The sequence below is a fragment of the Pseudomonas rhodesiae genome (assembly GCF_013285305.1).
Classification (GTDB): Bacteria; Pseudomonadota; Gammaproteobacteria; order Pseudomonadales; family Pseudomonadaceae; genus Aquipseudomonas; species Aquipseudomonas rhodesiae.
In genome coordinates, this window is sequence record NZ_CP054205.1 from 4,660,322 (window position 1) to 4,683,408 (window position 23,087).

General features: G+C 59.0%; 23 protein-coding genes. 8 read left to right on the plus strand and 15 right to left on the minus strand.

Features of this window, described 5'->3' with window-relative positions:
- The first annotated feature begins 17 nt into the window (after positions 1–17).
- Positions 18–515, plus strand: a complete 498-nt coding sequence (locus HRH33_RS21060; protein WP_167416692.1) for a hypothetical protein — start codon at positions 18–20, stop codon at positions 513–515.
- Between the two features lie 346 nt (positions 516–861).
- Complete coding sequence (locus HRH33_RS21065) at positions 862–1,299, plus strand: GNAT family N-acetyltransferase (protein WP_167416711.1); 438 nt, start codon at positions 862–864, stop codon at positions 1,297–1,299.
- Between the two features lie 204 nt (positions 1,300–1,503).
- Here HRH33_RS21065 and def read toward each other — a convergent pair whose 3' ends face one another.
- The 3 genes from def to HRH33_RS21080 form a co-directional block, all read right to left on the minus strand.
- Positions 1,504–2,043 (minus strand): peptide deformylase, encoded by a 540-nt coding sequence (gene def / locus HRH33_RS21070; protein ID WP_034100039.1) that lies wholly within the window; start codon positions 2,041–2,043, stop codon positions 1,504–1,506.
- 3 nt (positions 2,044–2,046) lie between these two features.
- Positions 2,047–2,997, minus strand: a complete 951-nt coding sequence (locus tag HRH33_RS21075; RefSeq protein ID WP_034100041.1) for a YihY/virulence factor BrkB family protein — start codon at positions 2,995–2,997, stop codon at positions 2,047–2,049.
- Between the two features lie 182 nt (positions 2,998–3,179).
- Complete coding sequence (locus HRH33_RS21080) at positions 3,180–3,365, minus strand: CsbD family protein (RefSeq protein ID WP_034100043.1); 186 nt, start codon at positions 3,363–3,365, stop codon at positions 3,180–3,182.
- Between the two features lie 200 nt (positions 3,366–3,565).
- Between HRH33_RS21080 and HRH33_RS21085 the strand changes: the two genes are divergently transcribed.
- Positions 3,566–3,943: a hypothetical protein gene (locus HRH33_RS21085; protein WP_024077075.1), complete on the plus strand. Its 378-nt coding sequence runs from the start codon at positions 3,566–3,568 to the stop codon at positions 3,941–3,943.
- 59 nt (positions 3,944–4,002) lie between these two features.
- On the opposite strand, the gene fadD1 is transcribed toward HRH33_RS21085, so the two are convergent.
- Both fadD1 and fadD2 read right to left on the minus strand, forming a co-directional pair.
- Positions 4,003–5,694, minus strand: a complete 1,692-nt coding sequence (gene fadD1, locus HRH33_RS21090) for a long-chain-fatty-acid--CoA ligase FadD1 (protein ID WP_167416691.1) — start codon at positions 5,692–5,694, stop codon at positions 4,003–4,005.
- Positions 5,695–6,090: 396 nt separating this feature from the next.
- Positions 6,091–7,779: a long-chain-fatty-acid--CoA ligase FadD2 gene (gene fadD2, locus HRH33_RS21095; protein WP_094065410.1), complete on the minus strand. Its 1,689-nt coding sequence runs from the start codon at positions 7,777–7,779 to the stop codon at positions 6,091–6,093.
- Between the two features lie 211 nt (positions 7,780–7,990).
- Here fadD2 and HRH33_RS21100 point away from each other — a divergent pair, with 211 nt between their 5' ends.
- Both HRH33_RS21100 and HRH33_RS21105 read left to right on the plus strand, forming a co-directional pair.
- On the plus strand, positions 7,991–8,935 hold the full coding sequence (locus tag HRH33_RS21100) for an alpha/beta hydrolase (RefSeq protein WP_167416690.1): 945 nt from the start codon (positions 7,991–7,993) through the stop codon (positions 8,933–8,935).
- 57 nt (positions 8,936–8,992) lie between these two features.
- The gene (locus HRH33_RS21105; RefSeq protein ID WP_003175719.1) at positions 8,993–9,463 is read left to right on the plus strand and encodes a MaoC family dehydratase; all 471 of its coding nucleotides are present in this window, start codon (positions 8,993–8,995) and stop codon (positions 9,461–9,463) included.
- A 112-nt stretch (positions 9,464–9,575) separates the two neighbouring features.
- Here HRH33_RS21105 and HRH33_RS21110 read toward each other — a convergent pair whose 3' ends face one another.
- Positions 9,576–10,043 carry a ferritin-like domain-containing protein gene (locus tag HRH33_RS21110; RefSeq protein WP_034139096.1) on the minus strand — a complete coding sequence of 156 codons (468 nt, stop codon included), beginning with the start codon at positions 10,041–10,043 and terminating at the stop codon, positions 9,576–9,578.
- A 206-nt stretch (positions 10,044–10,249) separates the two neighbouring features.
- Between HRH33_RS21110 and HRH33_RS21115 the strand changes: the two genes are divergently transcribed.
- The gene (locus HRH33_RS21115) at positions 10,250–10,486 is read left to right on the plus strand and encodes a DUF3820 family protein (protein WP_003213031.1); all 237 of its coding nucleotides are present in this window, start codon (positions 10,250–10,252) and stop codon (positions 10,484–10,486) included.
- Positions 10,487–10,496: 10 nt separating this feature from the next.
- Positions 10,497–11,678: an aminotransferase class V-fold PLP-dependent enzyme gene (locus HRH33_RS21120; protein ID WP_167416688.1), complete on the plus strand. Its 1,182-nt coding sequence runs from the start codon at positions 10,497–10,499 to the stop codon at positions 11,676–11,678.
- 101 nt (positions 11,679–11,779) lie between these two features.
- Here HRH33_RS21120 and HRH33_RS21125 read toward each other — a convergent pair whose 3' ends face one another.
- From HRH33_RS21125 to zwf, 3 genes are read right to left on the minus strand one after another with little or no spacing between them, the layout of a single operon-like run.
- A complete protein-coding gene (locus tag HRH33_RS21125) occupies positions 11,780–12,445 on the minus strand; it encodes a bifunctional 4-hydroxy-2-oxoglutarate aldolase/2-dehydro-3-deoxy-phosphogluconate aldolase (protein WP_026067364.1) in 666 nt (221 codons plus the stop codon).
- A 17-nt stretch (positions 12,446–12,462) separates the two neighbouring features.
- Complete coding sequence (gene pgl, locus HRH33_RS21130; protein ID WP_034100055.1) at positions 12,463–13,176, minus strand: 6-phosphogluconolactonase; 714 nt, start codon at positions 13,174–13,176, stop codon at positions 12,463–12,465.
- On the minus strand, positions 13,163–14,629 hold the full coding sequence (zwf, locus tag HRH33_RS21135; RefSeq protein WP_167416687.1) for a glucose-6-phosphate dehydrogenase: 1,467 nt from the start codon (positions 14,627–14,629) through the stop codon (positions 13,163–13,165). Before zwf ends, pgl begins: the two co-directional genes overlap by 14 nt.
- Before the next feature lie 220 nt (positions 14,630–14,849).
- Here zwf and HRH33_RS21140 point away from each other — a divergent pair, with 220 nt between their 5' ends.
- Positions 14,850–15,710: a MurR/RpiR family transcriptional regulator gene (locus tag HRH33_RS21140; RefSeq protein ID WP_169868275.1), complete on the plus strand. Its 861-nt coding sequence runs from the start codon at positions 14,850–14,852 to the stop codon at positions 15,708–15,710.
- 649 nt (positions 15,711–16,359) lie between these two features.
- Here the strand turns inward: HRH33_RS21140 and HRH33_RS21145 are convergent.
- The 6 genes from HRH33_RS21145 to HRH33_RS21170 all read right to left on the minus strand — a co-directional run bounded on the left by HRH33_RS21145 (position 16,360) and on the right by HRH33_RS21170 (position 23,037).
- Complete coding sequence (locus tag HRH33_RS21145; RefSeq protein ID WP_034114960.1) at positions 16,360–17,205, minus strand: D-hexose-6-phosphate mutarotase; 846 nt, start codon at positions 17,203–17,205, stop codon at positions 16,360–16,362.
- A 97-nt stretch (positions 17,206–17,302) separates the two neighbouring features.
- The gene (locus HRH33_RS21150) at positions 17,303–18,649 is read right to left on the minus strand and encodes a carbohydrate porin (RefSeq protein WP_034139099.1); all 1,347 of its coding nucleotides are present in this window, start codon (positions 18,647–18,649) and stop codon (positions 17,303–17,305) included.
- 85 nt (positions 18,650–18,734) lie between these two features.
- Entirely contained in the window at positions 18,735–19,895 is a 1,161-nt protein-coding gene (locus tag HRH33_RS21155) for an ABC transporter ATP-binding protein (RefSeq protein ID WP_123478740.1), read from the minus strand.
- A 2-nt stretch (positions 19,896–19,897) separates the two neighbouring features.
- A complete protein-coding gene (locus tag HRH33_RS21160; protein ID WP_173603547.1) occupies positions 19,898–20,743 on the minus strand; it encodes a carbohydrate ABC transporter permease in 846 nt (281 codons plus the stop codon).
- A complete protein-coding gene (locus HRH33_RS21165; RefSeq protein ID WP_034100069.1) occupies positions 20,736–21,644 on the minus strand; it encodes a carbohydrate ABC transporter permease in 909 nt (302 codons plus the stop codon). The genes HRH33_RS21160 and HRH33_RS21165 overlap by 8 nt, the downstream gene beginning before the upstream one ends.
- Before the next feature lie 106 nt (positions 21,645–21,750).
- On the minus strand, positions 21,751–23,037 hold the full coding sequence (locus HRH33_RS21170) for an ABC transporter substrate-binding protein (RefSeq protein WP_034100070.1): 1,287 nt from the start codon (positions 23,035–23,037) through the stop codon (positions 21,751–21,753).
- Between the last annotated feature and the right edge of the window lie 50 nt (positions 23,038–23,087).

Genomic DNA, 23,087 nt, shown 5'->3' on the forward strand with positions numbered 1-23,087 from the left:
TACACAGGTGACCGATCATGCTGGTAAACAACAACACCCAAGCCGTGTCGACCGTTCAACAGATCAAGCGACCCGACATGGACCCCGCCAACGCCGCCGCCAGCGCGCTGTACAGCGGCGCCCTGCAAGCGGCGCAGCAAAGCGTGACCGTACCGGCCGCGCAGAAGGAATTGAACAAGGCCGCCGACCGTATCGACGAAGCCTTCGCCAAGACCCGCGTGCAATTGCAGACAGCCAGTACCGCCAGTGAAGTACCGGCAACCAGCTCGACCTCCGGGGCTCGCGCGGAATTCACTGACTATATGAGCAAATCCCCTGCCGAACGCATCCGCGAGCAATTGCTCAAGGAACAAGGGCTGACCGAGGCGGATGTGCAGAATATGTCCCAGGAAAAGCAGGACGCGATTTCCAAGCAAGTGGCTGAACGCTTGAAGCAACAGCAGGAACAGCAAGTAGCGGCGAAGACAGCTGAGCCTCAGGCGCGAACGTTGAAAGAAACCCTGGCGGCTATCTGACGTCACTGGCCGCGAGTTTTTTGCTCGCAAAGCCTCCAAGAACGCTGCGTTCATCCAGCATGATCGTGTCGTCGTCGAACGGCTTCGCAAGCCTGCTCGCACCTGAGCGAGCAGGCGTTTGCGGATCAGTGCCCGAACAGACCTGTTTCGGATTTCTTGGCTTTCTTGTCTGCGCGTTTTTCATCGGCGGTCTTTGCCGGTTTTTTCTTCGCGGCTTTCTTTGAATCCATGCCTTTAGCCATGCTGCGTACTCCACTGTGAAGGGATGCAGCATTGGGTATACCACCTATTGCCCGGCAGAAGGCGCTTATAATCCTGGCCCCATCACGACGCCTGCTTGAATACCATGCCCGAGTTGCCCATTGATCCACTGCCAGAGCCCCTATGGCCGCTGCTGAACAAGTTTTACCGCCGCCACGATTCATCGATGAAGGCGCTCAAGGGCGGGCGTTTATGGGTGGCGCGCGATGGCGACATTGTCGCCGGGTTGTGCCTGACACCCGTGGTGGGCGGGCAGTGGCTGACGGGCGTGTTTGTGGCGCCGGATTATCGCGGCCAGGGTTTGGCGGCGCGGTTGATCCTTGAGGCAGTGGCGTCAGCCGAGGGCACGGTATGGTTGTTGTGCCATCCTGACTTGGAGCGGTTGTATCAGCGGATAGGCTTTACCCAGGACACGCGATTGCCGCAGTCCCTCAGCGAGCGGCTGGTGCGTTACAAGCGCAACAAACCGATGATCGCGATGGGCTTGGAATCGAGAGTGAGGCCGCCCTCGGATAGCAGGTGACCGAGAGGGAATGGGCCCATGCTTTTTGTCTGGCACACCGCGGTGTCTGAAGAGAGGGCCGCTTCGCGGCCCGGCGCGGGGCAAGCCCGCTCACCACAACCACGTTGTGGGCCGATCCCCTGTGGTGAGCACGCTTGGATTTTGTGTAGCTAACCAAGGCTTGGGCAAGCCCCTTTTTCCACATGCTGATCGGCATTCCTTCGATTAATCCGCCGTGGCGGGATCCAACTCCGGGAACATCACGTCGATGAAGCCGAACTTGCTGAAGTCGGTGATGCGCGATGGGTATAACCGGCCGATCAGATGGTCGCATTCGTGTTGCACCACCCGCGCATGGAAGCCATCGGCAAAGCGCACGATCGGCTCGCCCTTGGGATCGAAACCTTCATAACGGATCTGCTGGTAGCGGTTCACCGCACCGCGCAGGCCAGGCACCGACAGGCAACCTTCGAAGCCTTCTTCCAGCACCGGGCTGAGTGGCGTGATCAGTGGGTTGATCAGGATGGTTTGGGGCACGGCCGGCGCGTCCGGGTAGCGCTCGCTGCTCTCAAAACCGAAGATCACCAATTGCAGATCCACGCCGATCTGCGGCGCGGCAAGGCCTACCCCCCCCACATGCTCCATGGTCTGGAACATGTCATCGATCAGTTGCCACAGTTCGGGGCTGTCGAACATTTCCGGCGGAACCGGAGGGGCGATGCGTAGTAAGCGTTCATCGCCCATTTTCAGGATTTCACGGATCATTGATCAGGCTTCGTCAGTAGTGGGCTTAATGGAATGGTCACGGCCAAGGCCGGAAACATGTTGTTTCTCATGGACCGGCGGCTCATCGAAATCCTTGGCCCCCGGTTCCTTGCCTTCGGCTGACATGTGTTCAATCACCGCATTCATCTCCGCACCCAGCAACAGCACGGCGGATGATATGTAAAAGTATAGGAGCAGCACGATGATCGCACCGATGCTGCCGTACATGGCGTTGTAATCGGCGAAGGTCTTGACGTAGTAGCCAAACCCCAGCGAGGCAATGATCCACACCACCACCGCCAGTACGGAACCGGGGGTGATAAAGCGAAATTTCTGTTCGACATCGGGCATCACGTAGTACATCAGCGCCACGGCGAACATCAGCAGAATTACGATCAGCGGCCAACGCACGATGGTCCACAGGGTGACCACGAATTCCTGCATGCCGATCTGCCCGGCCAGCCACTCCATCACCTGTGGACCGAGCACCATCAGCGCGGCGGCGGCGAGCAACATCCCGGCGATGCCTACGGTGTAGAAGATCGACAGCGGAAAACGCTTCCAGATCGGCCGACCTTCGACCACATCGTAGGCGGCGTTCATGGCGCTCATCATCAGGCGCACGCCGGCCGAGGCCGTCCACAGCGCGATCACGATACCCACCGACAGCAGGCCACCCTTGGATTGCTGCAACTGGTCGATCACCGGATTGACCTGCTCCAGCGCCTGGGGCGGCAGCACCAGTTCCGACTGCAGGCGCAGCCAGCTGAAGAAGTCCGGCAGGTGCAGGAAACCAATCAGCGCAATCAAAAACAGTAGAAACGGAAACAGCGAGAACAGCATCTGGTAAGCCAGCGCCGAGGCATAGGTGGGCATTTCGTCGTCGACGAATTCCTTGACGGTGCGCAACAGCACTTTGTGCAGCTTGAGACCATCAAGTACTGGAAAAATCATAGCGTCTCCTTTCGCCGCAAAGAGGATAAGGTCATGGGCGACTCAAGGGCCGTTTTCTACATCAAAGTAGCCCATCTGGCGACTTTGAAACAATTTCCAAACTTTAGTTGCAGCAGGCGACACAAAAACGGCCATCCGTGGATGGCCGCAGGACAGCGGGTTAACACCCGCCAAAGCCAGCGTTACTTGGTGGCTTTTTTAACGGCATCTTTGGTTTTGCCGACCGCCTGCTGAGCTTCGCCCTTCTTCTCTTGGACGACGCCTTCGGCGCGCATTTTGTCGTTATCGGTGGCTTTGCCGACACCTTGCTTAATATTGCCGACCGCTTCGTTGGCCAAGCCTTTTGCCTTATCCGCTGTGCTGCCCATGGTATTTCTCCGAAAGAACAATCAAGGGTTATTGGTCGTTACATGAAGATTGACCGGAGCGGATTCGGCAGAGTTTCAATTATTTTCAGGGTGCATTTGATCGGTGCGCACAGGTTGGGCTTTATGTTTTGCGGCCAACCCATGAGAATGCGCGGCACATTCAGGCTATAAGGCTGAATAACAGATCCCGTAGGAAGGTTATGAAACTCAATAAAGCACAGGCCATTGCCCGCAGAAACCAGGAACTGGGCGGTGCCGTACTCGGCGTCAACAACTGCCATTTCACCGACCTGGACCGCAAACGCAACATTTGGTGGTTTGATCTGCCGGTGGCACGGATTGCGGTGGGCCAGTACGAGTGGATTCACCTGCTGATGCACAACGCCGAGACCGACCAGTTGTTGCACCTGAAGGTGCCGACGGTGTTTCTGCGCGAGAAACTCGAAGGGCTGGTGGTGCGTAATGCGGGCAAGCGCAAGCCGGAAATCACTCTGGAGCTGAGCGCGGATAAGGACTCGTTCTTGAAAGATGTGCGTCCGGCGGGTGCGGGTGTGAACTTCGCCCAGTTTGCCCTGTAAGAGCCGCGGTCAGAAAAAATGTGGGAGGTGGCTTTGCCCCCTCCCACATTTGAATTGCGTTACTTTTTAAGACCGAGTTTCTTCAGCTCTTCATCGCGCAACTCGCGACGCAGGATCTTGCCGACGTTGGTCGTCGGCAAGGCATCGCGGAATTCCACCGCCTTGGGCACCTTGTAGCCAGTGACGTTGGCGCGCATGTGCTCCATCACCTGCTCCTTGGTCAGGGTCGCACCCGGCTTGACCACAATAAACAGCTTGATGTGTTCCCCGGACTTCTCGTCCGGCACGCCGATGGCTGCACACTGCAACACGCCCGGCAGGCCCGCCAATACGTCTTCCAGCTCGTTGGGGTACACGTTGAAGCCGGAGACCAGGATCATGTCTTTCTTGCGATCAACGATGCGCATATAGCCATCGGGCTGGATGATCGCGATGTCGCCGGTCTTGAGCCAACCGTCGCTGTCGAGCATCTCGTCGGTGGCATCCTGGCGCTGCCAGTAGCCCTTCATCACTTGCGGGCCCTTGACGCACAGCTCGCCGGTTTCACCCAACGGCAGCTCGGTGCCATCGTCGGCGATGACCTTGCACACCGTCGAAGGCACCGGAATGCCGATGGTGCCGATCTGGATATGCTGGATCGGGTTCACAGTGGCCACCGGGCTGGTCTCGGTCATGCCGTAACCTTCGCAGATACCGCAACCGGTCACGGCTTTCCAACGCTCGGCCGCTGCCAGTTGCAGGGCCATACCGCCGGAGAGGGTGACTTTCAGCGCGGAGAAGTCCAGCTTGCGGAAGGCTTCGTTGTTGCACAACGCCACGAACAGCGTGTTCAGGCCGACAAAGCCGCTGAACTTCCACTTCGACAGCTCCTTGACCATCGCCGGCAGGTCGCGCGGGTTGCTGATCAGGATGTTGTGGTTGCCGATCAGCATCATCGCCATGCAATGAAAGGTGAATGCATAGATGTGGTACAGCGGCAGCGGTGTGATCAGGATCTCGCAACCTTCATTGAGGTTGGAGCCCATCAGCGCCTTGCACTGCAGCATGTTGGCCACCAGGTTGCGGTGGGTCAGCATTGCGCCCTTGGCGACGCCGGTGGTGCCACCGGTGTATTGCAGCACGGCCACGTCGCTGCTGACCGGGTTAGCGTCGCTGACCGGTTGACCGCGTCCCTTGGCGAGCACGTCGTTGAATTTGATCGCCTGGGGCAAGTGATACGCCGGGACCATTTTCTTCACGTACTTGATGACGCTGTTGATCAGCAGGCGCTTGAGCGGCGGCAGCAGGTCCGCGACTTCGGTGACGATCACATGCTTGACGGCGGTCTTGGGCACGACCTTTTCCGCCAGGTGGGCCATGTTGGCCAGGCAGACCAGCGCCTTGGCGCCGGAATCGTTGAACTGGTGTTCCATTTCCCGCGCGGTGTACAGCGGGTTGGTGTTGACCACAATCAGGCCGGCGCGGATGGCACCGAACACAGCGACTGGGTATTGCAGAACGTTGGGTAGTTGCACGGCGATTCGATCGCCAGGCTTCAAGTCGGTATGCTGTTGCAGGTAGGCGGCGAAGGCGCCGGACAATTCGTACAACTCACCGTAGGTGATTGTCTTGCCCAGGTTGCTGAACGCCGGTTTGTTAGCGAAGCGCTGGCAGGACTGTTTAAGTACCGCCTGAATATTTGGATACTCGTCTGGATTGATTTCTGCAGCAATCCCGGCGGGGTACTTATCCTTCCAAAAGTCTTCGTTCATGGAAGCCCACTCCTCAGCGACGCGAATTCATCATCGCATTTGATGCGATTATTATTGGTGTATGTTTTTTACGTTTTAAGGTGAGTCTGGCGCGTTCAAGCAGGCCGAGAGGTCACAAAGCGCGCCGAGAGTAGCAGCTTTGCCGAGGGCCGACTAGAGCCAAAAGAGGGCCCTACAGTCATAAACATGACTCATGAATATCTAATGGTCATTTTTAGAGCAAAGATTCTATATCCGCAAAAAAGGCTCTAGAACAAGCCTTAGCAGATTAAACACAGACAAATATGGGAGGGGGCTTGCCCCCGATGGCATTAAACAGTCGATACAAATGGTGACTGTTGCGCTGCCATCGGGGGGCAAGCCCCCTCCCATATTTTATTGCACTTCACTTCAGGGTCAGGCGATGTCGCGTAGCTCCCTGCGCAGGATCTTGCCCACGGGCGTCATCGGCAACGACTCACGCAAAACGATGTGCTTGGGCACCTTGTAGCCGGTGAAGTTGCTTTTGCAGTACGCCTTCAGCTCTTCAAGGCTGACCCCCTGAGCCCGCGCCACCACGAACAGCTTCACCGCCTCCCCGGTGCGCTCGTCCGGCACGCCGATCACCGCGCAACTGGCCACTGCCGGGTGGGCCATGACCACGTCTTCGATTTCGTTGGGGTACACGTTGAAGCCGGAGACGATGATCAGGTCTTTCTTGCGGTCCACAATGCTCACAAAGCCATCGGTGTCGATCACCGCAATATCACCGGTTTTCAACCACCCTTCGGCATCCAGGGTATCGGCGGTTGCCGCCGGTTGCTGCCAGTAGCCCTTCATCACCTGTGGGCCCTTGATGCACAGTTCGCCACGCTCCCCCAGGGGCAATTCGCGGCCTTCGTCATCGATCACCTTCATGGCCGTACCCGGCACTGGAATACCCACGGTGCCCAGCCGCGATTGGCTACCGTAGGGGTTGGTGCTGGCCACCGGCGAGGTTTCGGTCAGGCCGTAGCCTTCGCCGATGGTGCAACCGGTCAGGGCCTTCCAGCGCTCGGCGGTGGCCTTGACCAGCGCGGTACCGCCGGAATTGGTGATCTTGAGGTGCGAGAAATCCAGGGTCTTGAAATCCGGATGGTCCATCAGCGCGACAAACAGCGTGTTCAACCCCAGCAGGCAGGAAAACCGCCACTTTTTCAACTCTTTGATAAACCCGCCGATGTCGCGCGGGTTGGTGATCAGCACGTTGTGGTTGCCGGTCACCATCATGCACATGCAGTTCGCCGTAAAGGCATAGATGTGGTAGAGCGGCAGCGGCGCGATCATCACCTCCTGCCCTTCCCGTACCAGCGGCTGGCCGTTATCGCTGACCTGGGACATGCACGCCCGCGCCTGCTGCATATTGGCCACCAGATTGCCGTGGGTCAGCATCGCGCCTTTGGCCAGGCCAGTGGTGCCGCCGGTGTATTGCAGCACGGCGATGTCATCCAGGGTCACCGGGTGGCGGGTCACGCTCAGGCCCGCGCCCATGCGCAGGGCACGCTTGAACGATACTGCGCGTGGCAAGTGATAGGCCGGGACCATCTTCTTGACCTTGTCGACCACGGTGTTGACCAGCCAGCCTTTGGCGGCGGGCAGGAAGTCGCCCATTTTGGCTTCGATCAGGTAGTCGATCTCGGTGTCGGCACACACTTCCTGCACCCGCGAACCGAACAGGTTGAGGTAGACCAGCGCCCGCACGCCGGCATCCTTGAATTGGTGGCGCATTTCCCGCGGGGTGTACAAGGGGTTGGTGTTGACCACGATCAACCCGGCGCGCAGCGCCCCGAACACCGCGATGGGGTAATGCAATACGTTGGGCATCTGCACGGCGATGCGCTCGCCGGGCTTGAGGTCGGTGTGATGCTGCAGGTAACCGGCGAACGCCGCGCTCTGGCGCTCAAGCTCGGCGTAGGTCAGGGTCACCCCCATATTGCTGAATGCCGGACGGTCGGCAAAGGCTTTGCAGGAACGCTCGAAGACTTCGATCACCGACTTGTAGGTGGTGAGGTCGATGTCATTGGGAACGCCCGCCGCGCGTTTGTCATTCCAGAAATCAGGTTGCATTATTCTTGTCCTCTGTACCTGAGTGTGTCCGGCCGCTTTTATGCTGCGATGGAAAGCGGAGCTTTGGGGACGTTAGCAGCTATGGCCAATCAGGCAAATACAGGAAAGAGTGTCATCAACTGCGTGAATCTTCCTACAAGGGCCTGTACTGATCAGCCGCTTGCCAGAAGATCAGCGATACACTGAAACGACACCGAGCAAAGGAACCGCCATGAACCACAGCACCTTCTGGCTGACTGCGAACGACCATACCCGCCTATACGTCAACCAATGGCTGCCACAGGGGCCGCTCCAGGCTGTGGTGATGGTGTCCCACGGCATGGCCGAGCACAGTGGGCGCTACGCCCGCCTGGCCGAGGCCCTGGGCGATGCGGGCTACGGTGTGTACGCGCTGGACCAGCGAGGCCATGGACGGACCGCCGATGAAGGCACTCTGGGGTTGTTCGCCGAGCACGATGGCTGGAACAAAGTGGTAGGCGACCTGGCCAGCCTCAACCAACACATCGGCCAACAGCATCCGGGGCTGCCGATCGTACTGTTGGGGCACAGCATGGGCAGTTATATCGCCCAGGCTTATCTGCTGCACCACAGTGGCAGCCTGCATGGGGCGATTCTCAGTGGGTCGAATTTCCAGCCGGTGGCGCTATACCGCGCCGCGCGCCTGATCGCTCGCGCCGAACGCCTGCGCCAGGGCCTGCGGGGTCGCAGCGCCGTGATCGACTTCCTGTCGTTTGGCTCTTTCAACAAAGCGTTCAAACCCAACCGCACGGCCTTCGACTGGCTTAGTCGCGACCCGGATGAGGTGGATAAGTACGTCAACGATCCCCTCTGCGGTTTCCGTTGCACCAACCAACTGTGGGTGGATTTGCTTGGCGGCTTGCAGCAGATCAGCAAAGCGTCCAACCTCGCGCAGATCGATCCGGGCCTGCCGATTCTGGTGATGGGCGGCGAATGTGATCCGGTGAGCGAGGGCAAGCGTCTCACCCACCTGGCTCAAGCCCTGCAAGCGGCCGGCTGCCAGCACCTGCAACTGACTATTTACCCCCAGGCGCGTCATGAAGTGTTCAATGAGACCAATCGTGCGCAAGTCACGGCGGATGTGGTGACATGGCTGGATCACGCCCTGAGTTTGCAACGGCCTGCCCGCTGCGAATAAATTTTCCTTTAAAATCAGCAAATTAAATTACCGATTAGCCACAGGATGCGCTCTTAGATGACCCAGGTAACCAACACCCCGTATGAAGCCCTTGAAGTCGGCCAGACCGCCAGTTACAGCAAGACTGTCGAAGAGCGCGATATCCAGCTGTTCGCGGCGATGTCTGGCGATCACAACCCGGTGCATCTGGACGCCGAATACGCCAAGGCCACGATGTTCAAGGAGCGTATCGCCCACGGCATGTTCAGCGGCGCTTTGATCAGCGCAGCCGTAGCCTGCGAACTGCCTGGGCCGGGCACGATTTATATCGGTCAGCAGATGAGCTTTCAGAAGCCGGTGAAGATCGGCGACACCCTAACGGTGCGCCTGGAAATCCTGGAGAAACTGCCCAAGTTCCGCGTGCGGATTGCCACCCGCGTGTTCAACCAGCGCGACGAGTTGGTAGTGGATGGCGAAGCAGAGATTCTTGCGCCGCGTAAACAGCAGGTGGTGACCTTGACCGAGCTGCCGCCGATCAGCATCGGCTGAATACAAATGTGGGAGAGGGCTTGCCCCGATTGCGGTGAGTCAGTCATTGAAACATCGACTGATTCACTGCTATCGGGGGCAAGCCCCCTCCCACATCGACTAGGCGGTAAGCTTACGACTGAGCGCGAGCCTGGTTACGCAGGGCTTTAACCTGGTCGTGATTGCGTTGCACGCCGTGGTACTGACGCTCAACCAGGTCACGAATGCCCAGCAGGTTGTGCTTGTTGATCTTCTCGATCGCTTCACGGTAAGCCTTCAGTGCGTGGTCTTCACCGCGCTCGGCTTCGTTCAGCACAGCCTCTTCATCTTTACCGGTAACCATCGACTTCACGTCGACCCAGCCACGGTGCAGTGCGCCTGCCATGCTGCCGGAATCTTCCGGATCGCCACCCAAGGCACGCACGGCGGTTTTCAGCTCGGCGGCAGCGGTGGCGCAATCGGCGGAACGCTTGGCAAACAGCGCCTTGAGTTCTGGGTGCTTGATGTCTTCAGCGCACTCTTTAAAGCCTTTTTGGCCGTCGATGCTGGTTTCGATCAGGTCGTTCAGTACGGAGATCGATTCTTTGTTGATGTCAGTCATTTTCCAATTCCTTATGTGGGTTGAGAAAGGTTGTCTTAATGATTGCAGCGCCCGTGCCAGGTTTTGAAAAATAAATTTATTGTTTAAATTCAATTACTTACGAAATATTGAACCATCTGTATGTACGTTATTTGCATGATCTGTCATTTGGCCTTCATGCAGAATGCCTGTATTTTCCAAGACCCTCTCGTAACCATCTGACGTTCATGAACCCGGAAAAGCTCGAACTGCTGATCACCCGCGAAATGCCTTTCGGCAAATACAAAGGGCGGATTATTGCCGACTTGCCAGGCCCCTACCTGAACTGGTTCGCTCGCGAAGGTTTCCCCCACGGCGAACTGGGTGGTCTGCTGGCGCTGATGCAGGAAATTGACCACAACGGTCTGTCAGAACTGCTCGAACCGCTGCGCGCCAAACACGGCAAGCCTGCCCCACGCCATTAAGAGCCCACCCATGCCCCGCAACGCCCAAAACGAAGCGCATTGGCAAGCCATCGCTCAACGCTATGACTGCGAGCCAGGCCCCATCAATCTTGAGAGCGGTTACTTCGGCCGCATGAGTCGCGCGGTGCAGGCCCAGTACCTGGAGCATGTGGCGTTTATCAACCGCAGCAATGCGGTGTATGTGCGCCAGCGTTTCGAACAGGGCGAAAACATCGAGATCCGGCGCCAGCTCGCCGCCTTGATAGAGGTGGAACCCGAGTCGGTGGCATTCACCCGCAACGCCACCGAAGCCTTGCAGTCGCTGATCCGCAACTACAACCGCCTGCAACCGGGTGACCAAGTGCTGATCAGCGATCTGGAGTACGACACGGTAAAGGGCGCGATGCGCTGGCTGGCGGCGCATCGCGGTGTGGAGGTTATCGAACTGTCCCACACCCATCCGGCCAGTTTCGACAGCCTGCTACAGACCTATCGCGATGCCTTCGCCCAATACCCGCGTCTCAAGCTGATGGCCCTGACCCACGTTACCCATCGCACCGGGCTGGTAATGCCAGTGGCCGCCATTGCTCAGGCAGCACGGACGCACGGTGTTGACGTGATCCTCGACGGTGCCCACGCCCTTGGCCAGATCGACTTCAACTTGACCGAGCTGGGCATCCAGTTCGCCGGGTTCAACCTGCACAAATGGATCGGCGCACCGTTGACCCTGGGCTTCCTGTACATCGCCCCCGAGCGCCTGGCCGATATCGACCCGGACATGGGCGAGTTCCACTACCCCATCACCGATGTACGCGCGCGGACGTCCTACAGCACGCCGAATTTTCCGGCGCTGATGACCTTGCCACTGGTATTGGATGAGCATCGGGCACTGGGTGGCGCGGCTGCCAAAGGTGCGCGGGTCAATTACCTGCGGGATACATGGGTGAGCCAGGTAAGGTCATTGCCGGGGATCGAGGTGCTGACGCCGGATGACCCGAGGCTGTATTGCGGGATTAGTGCTTTCAAATTCAGCGGTCGGGACCAGCAGGCGATGGCGGACCGTTTGCTCAAGGACTACAACCTCTTCACCACGACCCGTGTTGGGGCCTCGTTCGGGACGTGTATCCGGATCACCCCCGGGTTGGTCACCTCGGTGGCGGACATCCATCATCTGGTCACTGCCATCGGCGAACTGCACCGCAGCCCTCTATAAAAGCAGGCGCAGGTTTATTGCAGGCAAAAAAAAGCGGTACACCGACCAAGTGCACCGCAAAAATGCCGTTAAGCACAGCAACAACGATTCGGTAAATCAGATCAATCCAACAGCGCCAGGGCCTGGGCGGTAACTTCCTGGATGCGTGCCCAGTCGCCGTTCTTGACCCACTCTGGGTCGAGCATCCAGCTGCCGCCCACGCACATCACGTTTTTCAACGCCATGTAGCTTTTGATATTGGCCGGGCCGACGCCGCCGGTCGGGCAGAATTTCACTTCGCCGAACGGGCCGCCCAGGGCCTTGATTGCCGCTACGCCACCGCTGACTTCAGCGGGGAACAATTTGAAACGACGGTAGCCCAGGCCATAGCCTTCCATGATGCCGGACGCATTGCTGATACCCGGCAACAGCGGGATCGGGCTGTGCACCGAGGCTTCGAGCAAGTCGCGGGTAATCCCGGGGGTGACGATAAACTGCGAGCCGGCCACTTCCGCGGCCTCCAGCATGTGCCGATCCAACACGGTGCCGGCGCCGGTGCACAGTTCAGGACGCTGCTCGCGCAGCACCTGAATAGCCTTGAGGCCGAACTCCGAACGCAGGGTTACTTCCAGCGCCGTCAGGCCGCCGGCCGCCAGGGCATCGGCCAGGGGCAGAATGTCCTGTTCGCGGGCGATGGTGATCACCGGCAGGATCCGCGCCTTGGCGCAGAGGCTGTCGATCAAGGCAACTTTATCCGCCATGGACACGGTCGGTTGAGGGCTTTTCATAGCGGCTGATCCTTGGCTCATGGGCACCAGTAAATCTCTAAAGTAGGTTGCAGAAACGCGCGAATCGGCATGGCGGCGACGTCGTCACTGGCCAGCGCGGCGCTCAAAGTGGTCAATTTCGAACTGCCGGAGATCGACAGCACGGTGTAGCGGGCCGTGGCCAGCAACGCGCGACTCATGGTCAGGCGCTGGTGCGGCACGGTCGGCGCCAGCATGGGCCAGCAACGGCGGGTACCGTCGGGCTGCAGGGCTTCGTTCAGGTTCGGGCTGTTGGGAAACAGCGACGCGGTGTGGCCGTCATCGCCCATGCCCAGCACCAGCACATCGATGGCGGGCAGTTCGGCCAGCAGGCGATCGGCCTGCTCGGCAGCCTCTTCCAGGTTCGCGGTGGCGCTGTACAAACTGAGGAACCGCGCCTTGGCGGCCGGGCCCTGCAGCAGATATTTCTTCAATAGGCCGGCATTGCTGTCGGCATGCTCTACCGGCACCCAGCGCTCATCGGCGAGGGTGATGGTGACCTTGGACCAGTCCAGGCCCTGCTTGGCCAGGTTCTGGAAAAACGCCACCGGGCTGCGCCCACCGGACACCACCAGCGTCGCTTCGCCACGGGCGCTGATGGCCGTGCGCAATTGTTCGGCCACATCGTTGGCCAAACCGTCCGCCAGCAACGCAGGCGTACGGTACTCATGGGCGCTGACGCCCTGCGGCAGTTTCAATTCAGATATCGCCATACCATGACCTCCCATCCCGCGTGATCAGTGCAATGGAGCTCATCGGCCCCCAGGAGCCCGCCGCATACGGCTTGGGCGCATCACCGGATTTTTTCCAACCGGCGATCAACTGGTCACACCACTTCCACGCGGCTTCGATTTCATCTTTGCGAACAAACAGGTTCTGATTGCCGCGCATCACTTCCAACAGCAAACGCTCGTAGGCATCCGGAATGCGCGTACTGCGGTAGGTGTCGGAAAAATTCAGTTGCAGCGGGCCGCTGCGCAGTTGCATGCCTTTATCCAGGCCCTGCTCCTTGGTCATTACCCGCAAGGAAATCCCTTCGTCCGGTTGCAGGCGGATGATCAGTTTGTTGCTGATCTGCAGGCGCTGCTCGGGGGCGAAGATATAGTGGGACGGTTCCTTGAAGTGGATAACGATCTGCGACAGTTTTTGCGGCATGCGCTTGCCGGTGCGCAGGTAGAAAGGCACACCGGCCCAACGCCAGTTGCGGATATCGGCGCGCAGGGCGACGAAGGTTTCGGTGTCGCTCTGGGTGTTGGAGTTTTCTTCTTCCAGGTATCCCGGCACCGGCTTGCCGGCGCTGTAACCGGCGATGTACTGGCCACGCACCACTTGGGTGGTAAGGCCGTCCGGGCTGATCGGCGCCAAGGCCTTGAGCACCTTGACCTTCTCGTCACGGATGCTGTCGGCGGACAGGTCGGCCGGTGGGTCCATGGCGATCAGGCAAAGCAGCTGCAACAGGTGATTCTGGATCATGTCCCGCAGCTGGCCGGCTTTGTCGAAATAACCCCAACGACCTTCGATGCCCACTTGCTCCGCCACGGTAATTTCTACGTGGGAAATGTAGTGCTGGTTCCACTGGGTCTCGAACAGGCTGTTGGCAAAACGCAGCGCAATCAGGTTTTGAACGGTCTCTTTGCCCAGGTAATGGTCGATGCGGTAGGTGCGGTTTTCCGGGAAAAACTGCGCCACGGCGTCGTTGACCTTGCGCGAGGACTCCAGGTCCGAACCGATGGGCTTTTCCAGCACCACGCGGGTGTTTTCCGCCAGGCCGACCTTGGACAAATTCTCGCAGATCGCGCCATACACCGCCGCCGGAGTGGCGAAGTAGGCAATCAGGCGTTGTTCGGTGCCGGCTTTTTCAGCCAGGGCCACGTAGTCGTCGGCTTTCATAAAGTCGACATGGACGTAGGTCAGACGCGCCAGGAAACGCTGGGCGATGCTGTCGTCCAGTTCCTTGCCGACGTATTTACGCAGTTCTTTTTCGATATGGGCCAGGTGCTGCTGCTCGGAGCCGGCTTCACGGGCCAGGGCCAGGATGCGCGTGTCTTCGTGCAACAGACCTGCACCATCCAGCTGATAGAGGGCAGGAAATAACTTGCGCAGCGCCAGATCACCCAAGGCGCCAAACAGGGCAAAGGTGCAGGGTTCCACGGTTATCGAAGGCATGATGTTTGTTCTTTTATCAAGTTAAGCTACAAATACCTTTTTTCAAGGTATCACTCAAGGAAAAATGTAGTAATAACCACAACATTTTCCCGAAATACGCATTGCGAGTGGTGGTGTTCAGCTACCCTCAGTAGGATAGGCCACCGCAAAAGGCCGCTCGTCGATTGCTTGCCGCCCTTAAATTTGCATCGTCGCCCGAAGGAAAGACTGAATGGACCGCGTGCGAAATCTTCTGGAGCAGATCCAGAGCCGCCTCGAAGACTTGAACAAGGCAGAGCGCAAAGTCGCTGAAGTCATCCTGCTCAACCCGCAGCAGGCCACACGCTTCTCGATCGCCGCCCTCGCCCAGGCCGCCTCGGTCAGTGAACCGACGGTCAACCGTTTTTGCCGTTCATTCGGCGTGAGCGGTTACCCTGAACTCAAATTGCAGTTGGCGCAAAGCCTGGCCAGTGGCGCAGCTTATGTCAGCCGCGCCGTGGAGGCCGATGATAACCCGGAGGCCTACACGCAGAAGATCTTTGGCAGTGCCATCGCCTCCTTGGACAGCGCCTGCCAGGCCCTGGACCCGAACCTGATCAGCAAGGCCGTGGACCTGCTGATCCAGGCCCGGCAGATCCACTTCTTCGGCCTCGGTGCTTCGGCCCCAGTAGCCATGGACGCCCTGCATAAGTTCTTCCGTTTCAACCTGGCGGTCACCGCCCACGCCGACGTGCTGATGCAGCGCATGATCGCCTCGGTGGCCCATACCGGTGAGCTGTTCGTGATCATTTCCTACACCGGGCGTACCCGCGAGCTGGTGGAAGTGGCGCGTATCGCACGCAGTAACGGCGCCTCGGTGCTGGGCGTGACCGCCGAGAACTCACCGTTGGCCAAGGCCAGTACGGTGAGCCTGAATATTCCACTCCCGGAAGATACGGATATCTACATGCCGATGACGTCGCGGATCATCCAACTGACCGTGCTGGATGTGCTGGCCACCGGCATGACATTGCGTCGCGGGGTGGATTTCCAGCCGCATTTGCGCAAGATCAAAGAGAGTTTGAATGACAGCCGGTATCCGGTGGGGGATGAGTTTAACTAAGCTCGAATCTCTACCAGCAGTACCGCCGCCATCGCGGGCAAGCCCGCTCCCACAGGGGAATGCGCTCCAAATGTAGGAGCGGGCTTGCCCGCGATGAGGCCATCAGCAACAACGCTAAACTCCAGCCCTAGCCTGCAAACTCAGGTGCGCCCGCTCCCACAGGGCAATGCGTTGCAAATGTGGGAGCGGGCTTGCCCGCGATGAGGCCATAAGCAACAACGCTAAACTTCAGCCCGGGCCTGCACACTCAGGTGCGCCCGCTCCCACAGGGCAATGCGCTCCAAATGTAGGAGCGGGCTTGCCCGCGATGAGGCCATCAGCAACAACGCTAAACTCCAGCCCGGGCCTGCACACTCAGGTGCGCCCGCTCCCACAGGGCAATGCGTTCCAAATGTGGGAGCGGGCTTGCCCGCGATGAGGCCATAAGCAACAACGCTAGACTCCAGCCCTAGCCTGCAAATTCAGGTGCGCCCGCTCCCACAGGGGAATGCGTTGCAAATGTGGGAGCGGGCTTGCCCGCGATGAGGCCATCAGCAACAACGCTAGACTCCAGCCCGGGCCTGCAAACTCAGGTGCGCCCGCTCCCACAGGGCAATGCGTTGCAAATGTGGGAGCGGGCTTGCCCGCGATGAGGCCATCAGCAACAACGCTAGACTCCAGCCCGAGCCTGCAAACTCAGGTGCGCCCGCTCCCCCGGCGCCAAACTGGCCCCGGCCATCGCCGACTCCACACACACAAACCCCGACGCCTCGTTAAAACTCACGCCCAATAGCGGTCGGCTGCCCGGATGCCACACCACAGTGTCGGCACTCTCGCCCGTGTCGATGCACAGTTCGCGCTGCCAGGCATGGTCCTTGAGGTGCAGTTCGCCTTCGTGCTGGAACACCCGCTGGCATCCGCCCTCTACGCGCAACTCGCCCTCCTGCTGGCACATCTGGCGGTTGAGCTGATCGTAACCTTGCGCGCCTTCGAGCCCAGACAGCGCTACCTCATCAACGTGACCAATACGCCAGTAAGCGTGCAACGCATGGCTCAACTGGCACGGCAGTTCGTCCTGATGCTCGGTGCTCAGGCGCAATTCCAAGGTAGCCCCCAGGTGCGCGTGCAGGTCCACCTGCCAGTCGCACAGTTGCAATTGCCAGTGCAGGTTCACGCCTTCGTCATCGCTGGAGCTATCGAGCAGTTTCCAGTCGATCAGGCGCGCCCAGCCATGGGACGGCCAGGCGTTTTCGCTTGGGTGACGGCCATACCATGGCCAGCACACCGGCACGCCACCACGAATGGCACCGACCTGCGGCCACTTGGCCGCGCACCACAGCCAGGGCTTCTGACCACGCGGCTGAAAATGCAACAGTTGCGCGCCCTGGCGACTGAATACCGCCTGGCACAGCGGATGATCGATCACCAACACGTCGCGCATCTGAAAGCGTTCCCAGGCGAACACTGGACGTTCGCGCAGGGATTTGAAAAAGCGTTGCAGCGGATGCTCATGCATGTGCCACGGTCCTGTATCACAGTGCTGCGCAAAAAAAAGCGGATAGCCATGGCTATCCGCAAATGCGCACAGAGAGAAGGAGCTTATCGCAACAGCGTTAGAACGTAGACTGAATTTTCAGACCCGCTACCAGCGCGTTGTCGACTTTGTCCACGCCGCCAGGCTGCACGACGTATTGCAGGTTGGGACGTACGGTCAGCCAGTTGGTAACGTGGAAGCCGTAGTTGAGTTCGAAGTTGTATTCGGTTTCACGAATCGGCGTGTACAGCGGGTTGTCATAGTCGCTGACGCCGTTAGCGGCATTGAGCAGTTCCGAGTTGCGCTTGACGTCATTGTTGACATGCAGGCGCGCGGCGCCAATACCGACGTCGTCTTTTGGACGCGCATCGAATGGGCCTTTGTACACCAGCATGAGCGACTGATAGTTGTCGACCAGGTTGGTTTCCTTGTCGTGGAACGTGGCGTTGGCTGCGATGTTCAGGCCGCGCGACGCGTCGCCGTTATGGGTAGTGAGTTGCTGCTGCGCAACGAACCAGTAGCCTTTTTTGCTGCTGCGGGTACGGAAGTCAGCGCCACTGAGGACCGCATCGCCACCGTTGACGTCTTCGCGAACATCCGGAGCATCGGCGGCGCTCTTGTAGTAACCCACGCGGTATTCGCCCGGCAGGTTATTCACTTTCGGCGACCAGACCAATTCCACCGGGATCACAGTACCTTTGGTACCACTGCCGCTGAGTTTGAAGCCATTGCCGTGTTCAAGCTGCGACGGGTTCTGGTTGTAGGCACCGATCTGGGCATACAGCTCAGGGGTGATGTTGTACTTGACGCGGATAGCCGCCTGGCTGACTGGCCAGTTGTACCAGGTGTTGACGTAGTTACCGACCTGGGAGCCGCAGAACGACAGGTTCTGGAAGTCGCATGGGAAGGTGTTGAAGTCTTCGCCTTCACCGAAGTAGCCCAGTTTCACGTCCAACTTGTTGTCGAACATCTGGTGCTGGATCCAGAACTGGGTCAGACGCACCATGTGGCCACGGCCATACACTTCTTGGGACGAACTCAGCGTGCCGGCACGCGGGTCGCCGATACGGTCGTTGGAGATGTTCTGGCCGTTACGATTGGTCAACTGGATCTTGGCCTGGGTGTTATCCCAGCCCCACAGTTTTTGCAGGTCCAGCGCCACACCCAGACCGAACTGGTCGGAGTAGCGACCGGTCTTGTCGTCGTTGTAACCACCGTGGGCGTTGTAGCCCATTTCCCCGACGTAGTCGGCCTTGATGTCGATACCTTGCTCGATCAGCTTGGTACGCTCGCCACCCCAGTCGCCGGTCATCCACTTGGAATCGGCGCTGAATGCATCGGCCGCCATCGCATTGGCGGACAATACCAGGGCTGCTGCTGCTGACAGTTGGCAGATCAGCCGAGTGTTGTTGTGTTGCTTTTTCATCCCTACATCCTCGTCTTTATTGTTATTAAACTGTTTTTATCTAACGCGGGTTACATTTTTTAACCAAAACAACAACTTATCTCAATCAACGGCCCTTGAACTGGGTCACGTTGTCGGCAGGCACCTGAGCAGGCAACGCGGCGACAGTGCCCAAACGCTCGCCGGTGTTGGCGTCAAACAGCAGCACCTTGGCCGGGTCGAACTGCAGGGTCAGGGTCTCCCCCACTTGCGGTGCCACATCCGGTGCCAGGCGGCAGCAGACTTTGGTGTCATTGAGCTGCACGAACACCAGGGTGTCCGGGCCGGTAGGCTCGGTAACCTGGACTTCGGCGCGAATACTCGACGAGCCATTGCCCTCCCCCGCCGCCAGCACGATTTGCTCCGGGCGCAGGCCCAGGATCACATCGCGGTCTTCCAGACCGGCGTCGTTCATCCCCAGCGGCAATTCGCAACGGGCCTGGCCGCTGTCGAGCAGCGCTACCAACTTCCCGTCTTTGCGTTTTAGACGCATAGGAACGAAGTTCATCGGTGGTGAACCGATAAAGCTTGCCACAAACAGGTTAGCCGGGTCGTTGTAAATTTCCTTCGGCGTGCCGAATTGCTGGATGATGCCGTCCTTCATCACCGCCACTTTGTCGCCCAGGGTCATCGCTTCGATCTGGTCGTGGGTCACGTAGACCGTGGTGGTCTTGAGGCGCTGGTGCATCAGTTTCATTTCGGTGCGCATCTCGACCCGCAGCTTGGCGTCGAGGTTGGACAGCGGTTCGTCGAACAGGTAGATCTTCGGCCGACGCGCCAGGGCACGGCCCATGGCCACGCGCTGTTGCTGGCCGCCGGAAAGCTGGCCCGGCTTGCGGTTGAGCAAATGTTCGATCTGCAGCAGCTTGGCCACGCGCGCCACTTCGGCGTCGATATCGGCCTGGGGCATCTTGCGGATTTTCAGGCCGAACTCGATGTTCTCGCGCACGCTCATGGTTGGGTACAGGGCGTAGGACTGGAACACCATGGCGATGTCGCGATCCTTGGGGCTCATGCCGCTGACGTCCTGATCACCGATCATGATCGCGCCACCGGTGATGGTCTCCAGGCCCGCGATGCAGTTCATCAGTGTGGATTTACCGCAGCCCGATGGGCCGACCAGGATCAGAAACTCGCCTTCCTTGATCGACAGTTCGATGTTCTTCAAGGTGTCGGGCAGGCCGGGGCCATAGGTCTTGTTTACATTGCGAAGTTCGAGCGTAGCCATGATTACCCCTTGACCGCGCCAGCCGTGAGGCCGCGCACGAAATACTTGCCTGCGATCACATAGACCAGCAGGGTCGGCAGCCCGGCGATCATCGCCGCCGCCATATCCACGTTATATTTCTTGGCCCCGGTGCTGGTGTTGACCAGGTTGTTCAGCGCCACGGTAATGGGCTGGGAGTCGCCGCTGGAGAACACCACACCGAACAGGAAGTCGTTCCAGATCTGAGTGAACTGCCAGATCAGGCAGACCATGATGATCGGCGTCGACATCGGCAGAATGATCCTACGGAAAATAGTGAAGAACCCCGCACCGTCTAGGCGTGCGGCCTTCACCAGTGCATCCGGAATGCTGACGTAGTAGTTACGGAAGAACAGTGTGGTGAACGCCAGGCCATAGACCACATGCACGAACACCAAACCGGTAGTGGTGCTGGCCAGGCCCATCTTGCCCAGGGTGAACGACGCCGGCAGCAGCACGGTCTGGAACGGCAGGAAGCAGCCGAACAGCAACAGGCCGAAGAACAACTGCGAACCACGGAAGCGCCACATCGACAGCACGTAGCCGTTCAACGCGCCGATGGCGGTGGAAATCAGCACCGCAGGCACGGTGATCTTGATCGAGTTCCAGAAGTAACCATCCACGGTGGCCCAGGCCTTGACCCAGCCGATACCGCTGACCACGGTGGGCCAGCTCAGCAGGTTGCCGGTGCTGATGTCTTCGGGGGTTTTGAAACTGGTCAGCAACATCACCACCAGCGGTACCAGGTACAGCAACACCGCCAGGATCAGCACCGCATAGATCGCGATGCGACTCAGGCTGATGGAAGGTTTGGCAGCGAGACTAGTCATGACGCTTGGTCCTCAGCTCGGAGTACAGGTACGGCACGATGATCGCCAGGATCGCACCGAGCATCAGGATGGCACTGGCCGAGCCCATGCCCATCTGGCCACGGCTGAACGTGAACGAGTACATGAACATCGCGGGCAGATCGGACGAGTAGCCCGGGCCGCCGGCGGTCATGGCCGCCACCAGGTCGAAGCTCTTGATCGCAATGTGCGCCAGGATCATCACCGCACTGAAGAACACTGGGCGCAGGCTCGGCAGCACCACGCTCCAATAAATACGCGGCATGCTCGCACCGTCGATCTGGGCGGCACGGATGATCGACTGATCAACGCCGCGCAGGCCGGCGAGGAACATCGCCATGATGAAACCGGAGGCTTGCCACACGGCGGCGATGACCAGGCAGTAGACCACGCGGTCCGGGTCGATCAGCCAATCCAGACGGAAGCCTTCCCAGCCCCAGTCACGCAGGAGTTTGTCCAGGCCCATGCCCGGGTTGAGCAGCCATTTCCAGGCCGTACCGGTAACGATCATCGAGAGCGCCATCGGGTACAGGTAAATGGTGCGGATAAAGCCTTCACGACGGATACGCTGGTCGAGGAATACAGCCAGCAGCACGCCGATCACCAGGGTAATACCGATGAACATCCCACCGAACACGGCCAGGTTCTTGCTCGCCACCCACCAGCGGTCGTTGTCGAACAGACGCTGGTATTGGGCAAGACCGGCCCACTTGTAGTTGGGCAGGAACGTGGACGTGGTGAACGACAGCACAAACGTCCAAAGGATGTAGCCATAGAAGCCGACCAACACGATGAACATGCTGGGCGCCAGCACCAGTTTAGGTAGCCAGCGCTGCAATGCATCGAACGGCGAGGCCTTGCTGAACACAGCAACAGAACTCATGGGGAAATCCAATAATAAGACTGAAGGCAGCTACAAGCGGCAAGCGTCAAGACATACCGCCCCGCTTGCAGCTTGCAGCTTGTAGCTTGTAGCTTGTAGCTAGTTCCTACTTGGCAGACTTGATCGCAGCGCCGAGTTTCTTGGCGGTGTCGGCCGGGTCGGCTTTCGGGTCGTTGATGTAGTTGGTCACGACATCGAAGAACGCGCCTTGCACAGCCAGGGTGGTGGCCATGTTGTGCGCCATGCTTGGTTGCAGGCCGCCGGTCTTGGCATCAGCCAGGAAGTCCTTGGCTGCAGTTTGGGCGCAGGAGTCGAAGCCGAGCTTGTCCATTTCATTGAGCATGTCGGTTCGAACAGGGATCGAACCCTTGTTGATGCTGAAGACTTTCTGGAAGTTTTCACCCAGCACGACTTTGGCAATGTCCTGCTGACCGGCCGCAGTGCCTTTGTCTTTCTGCTTGAACACCGCCAGGGAGTCGATGTTGTAGGTGAAGGCTTTGTCGGTACCTGGGAAGGCTACGCACTCATAATCCTTGCCGGCGACTTTCTTGGCGGCAGTCCACTCGGACTTGGCCCAGTCACCCATGATCTGCATACCGGCCTTGCCGTTGATGACTTTGCCGGCTTCCAGGTTCCAGTCCTGGCCTTTGCCGTCGACATCCATGTAGGTCGCGACTTTCTTCAGCTCAGTCAGGGCCTTGACCATTTCCGGGCCGGTCAGCGCGGCGTTATCCAGGTCGACCAGGGCTTTCTTGTAGCCATCGGCGCCCATCACCGACAGGACTACGGCTTCGAACACGGTGCTGTCCTGCCAAGGCTGGCCACCGTGGGCGAGCGGAATGAAACCCGCGGCCTTGAGCTTGTCGCCCGCTGCGTAGAATTCTTCGAGGGTGGTCGGGTTCTTGGTGATGCCGGCTTTCTTGAAGACTTGCGGGTTGATCCACAGCCAGTTCACACGGTGGATATTGACCGGTACGGCGACATAGTCACCTTCGTACTTCACGGTATCGGAGACTTTTTTGTCGAGCAGCGAATCCCACTTTTCTTCTTTGGCGACGTCTTTGAGCACATCGGTGTCGAGCAGGCCGGTGGACGCCCATTCCTGGATGTCAGGGCCTTTGATCTGGGCTACGCCCGGTGGGTTGCCAGCGACGGCGCGGCTTTTGAGCACGGTCATGGCAGTCGCGCCACCACCGCCGGCGACGGCACCGTCTTTCCAGGTGAAACCGTCTTTCTCAACTTGGGCCTTCAGGACATCCACAGCCGCTTTTTCGCCACCCGAGGTCCACCAATGCACCACTTCAACCGTACCTTTGGAGTCGGCGGCAAATGCACTGAGGGGGAACAACGAGGCAACGGAAATAGCAACGGCGAGGCGATTAATCGCGTTCATCTGAGTACCTTTTTTTGTTGTTATGCATGCAAGTCTTAGGCTTGCGCTGC

Bases quoted from the DNA above. Each gene is read 5' to 3' on its own strand.
- HRH33_RS21060 (WP_167416692.1), top strand. From the start codon at position 18: ATGCTGGTAAACAACAACACCCAAGCCGTGTCGACCGTTCAACAGATC.
- HRH33_RS21065 (WP_167416711.1), top strand. From the start codon at position 862: ATGCCCGAGTTGCCCATTGATCCACTGCCAGAGCCCCTATGGCCGCTG.
- def (WP_034100039.1), bottom strand. From the start codon at position 2,043: ATGATCCGTGAAATCCTGAAAATGGGCGATGAACGCTTACTACGCATC.
- HRH33_RS21075 (WP_034100041.1), bottom strand. From the start codon at position 2,997: ATGATTTTTCCAGTACTTGATGGTCTCAAGCTGCACAAAGTGCTGTTG.
- HRH33_RS21080 (WP_034100043.1), bottom strand. From the start codon at position 3,365: ATGGGCAGCACAGCGGATAAGGCAAAAGGCTTGGCCAACGAAGCGGTC.
- HRH33_RS21085 (WP_024077075.1), top strand. From the start codon at position 3,566: ATGAAACTCAATAAAGCACAGGCCATTGCCCGCAGAAACCAGGAACTG.
- fadD1 (WP_167416691.1), bottom strand. From the start codon at position 5,694: ATGAACGAAGACTTTTGGAAGGATAAGTACCCCGCCGGGATTGCTGCA.
- fadD2 (WP_094065410.1), bottom strand. From the start codon at position 7,779: ATGCAACCTGATTTCTGGAATGACAAACGCGCGGCGGGCGTTCCCAAT.
- HRH33_RS21100 (WP_167416690.1), top strand. From the start codon at position 7,991: ATGAACCACAGCACCTTCTGGCTGACTGCGAACGACCATACCCGCCTA.
- HRH33_RS21105 (WP_003175719.1), top strand. From the start codon at position 8,993: ATGACCCAGGTAACCAACACCCCGTATGAAGCCCTTGAAGTCGGCCAG.
- HRH33_RS21110 (WP_034139096.1), bottom strand. From the start codon at position 10,043: ATGACTGACATCAACAAAGAATCGATCTCCGTACTGAACGACCTGATC.
- HRH33_RS21115 (WP_003213031.1), top strand. From the start codon at position 10,250: ATGAACCCGGAAAAGCTCGAACTGCTGATCACCCGCGAAATGCCTTTC.
- HRH33_RS21120 (WP_167416688.1), top strand. From the start codon at position 10,497: ATGCCCCGCAACGCCCAAAACGAAGCGCATTGGCAAGCCATCGCTCAA.
- HRH33_RS21125 (WP_026067364.1), bottom strand. From the start codon at position 12,445: ATGAAAAGCCCTCAACCGACCGTGTCCATGGCGGATAAAGTTGCCTTG.
- pgl (WP_034100055.1), bottom strand. From the start codon at position 13,176: ATGGCGATATCTGAATTGAAACTGCCGCAGGGCGTCAGCGCCCATGAG.
- zwf (WP_167416687.1), bottom strand. From the start codon at position 14,629: ATGCCTTCGATAACCGTGGAACCCTGCACCTTTGCCCTGTTTGGCGCC.
- HRH33_RS21145 (WP_034114960.1), bottom strand. From the start codon at position 17,205: ATGCATGAGCATCCGCTGCAACGCTTTTTCAAATCCCTGCGCGAACGT.
- HRH33_RS21150 (WP_034139099.1), bottom strand. From the start codon at position 18,649: ATGAAAAAGCAACACAACAACACTCGGCTGATCTGCCAACTGTCAGCA.
- HRH33_RS21155 (WP_123478740.1), bottom strand. From the start codon at position 19,895: ATGGCTACGCTCGAACTTCGCAATGTAAACAAGACCTATGGCCCCGGC.
- HRH33_RS21160 (WP_173603547.1), bottom strand. From the start codon at position 20,743: ATGACTAGTCTCGCTGCCAAACCTTCCATCAGCCTGAGTCGCATCGCG.
- HRH33_RS21165 (WP_034100069.1), bottom strand. From the start codon at position 21,644: ATGAGTTCTGTTGCTGTGTTCAGCAAGGCCTCGCCGTTCGATGCATTG.
- HRH33_RS21170 (WP_034100070.1), bottom strand. From the start codon at position 23,037: ATGAACGCGATTAATCGCCTCGCCGTTGCTATTTCCGTTGCCTCGTTG.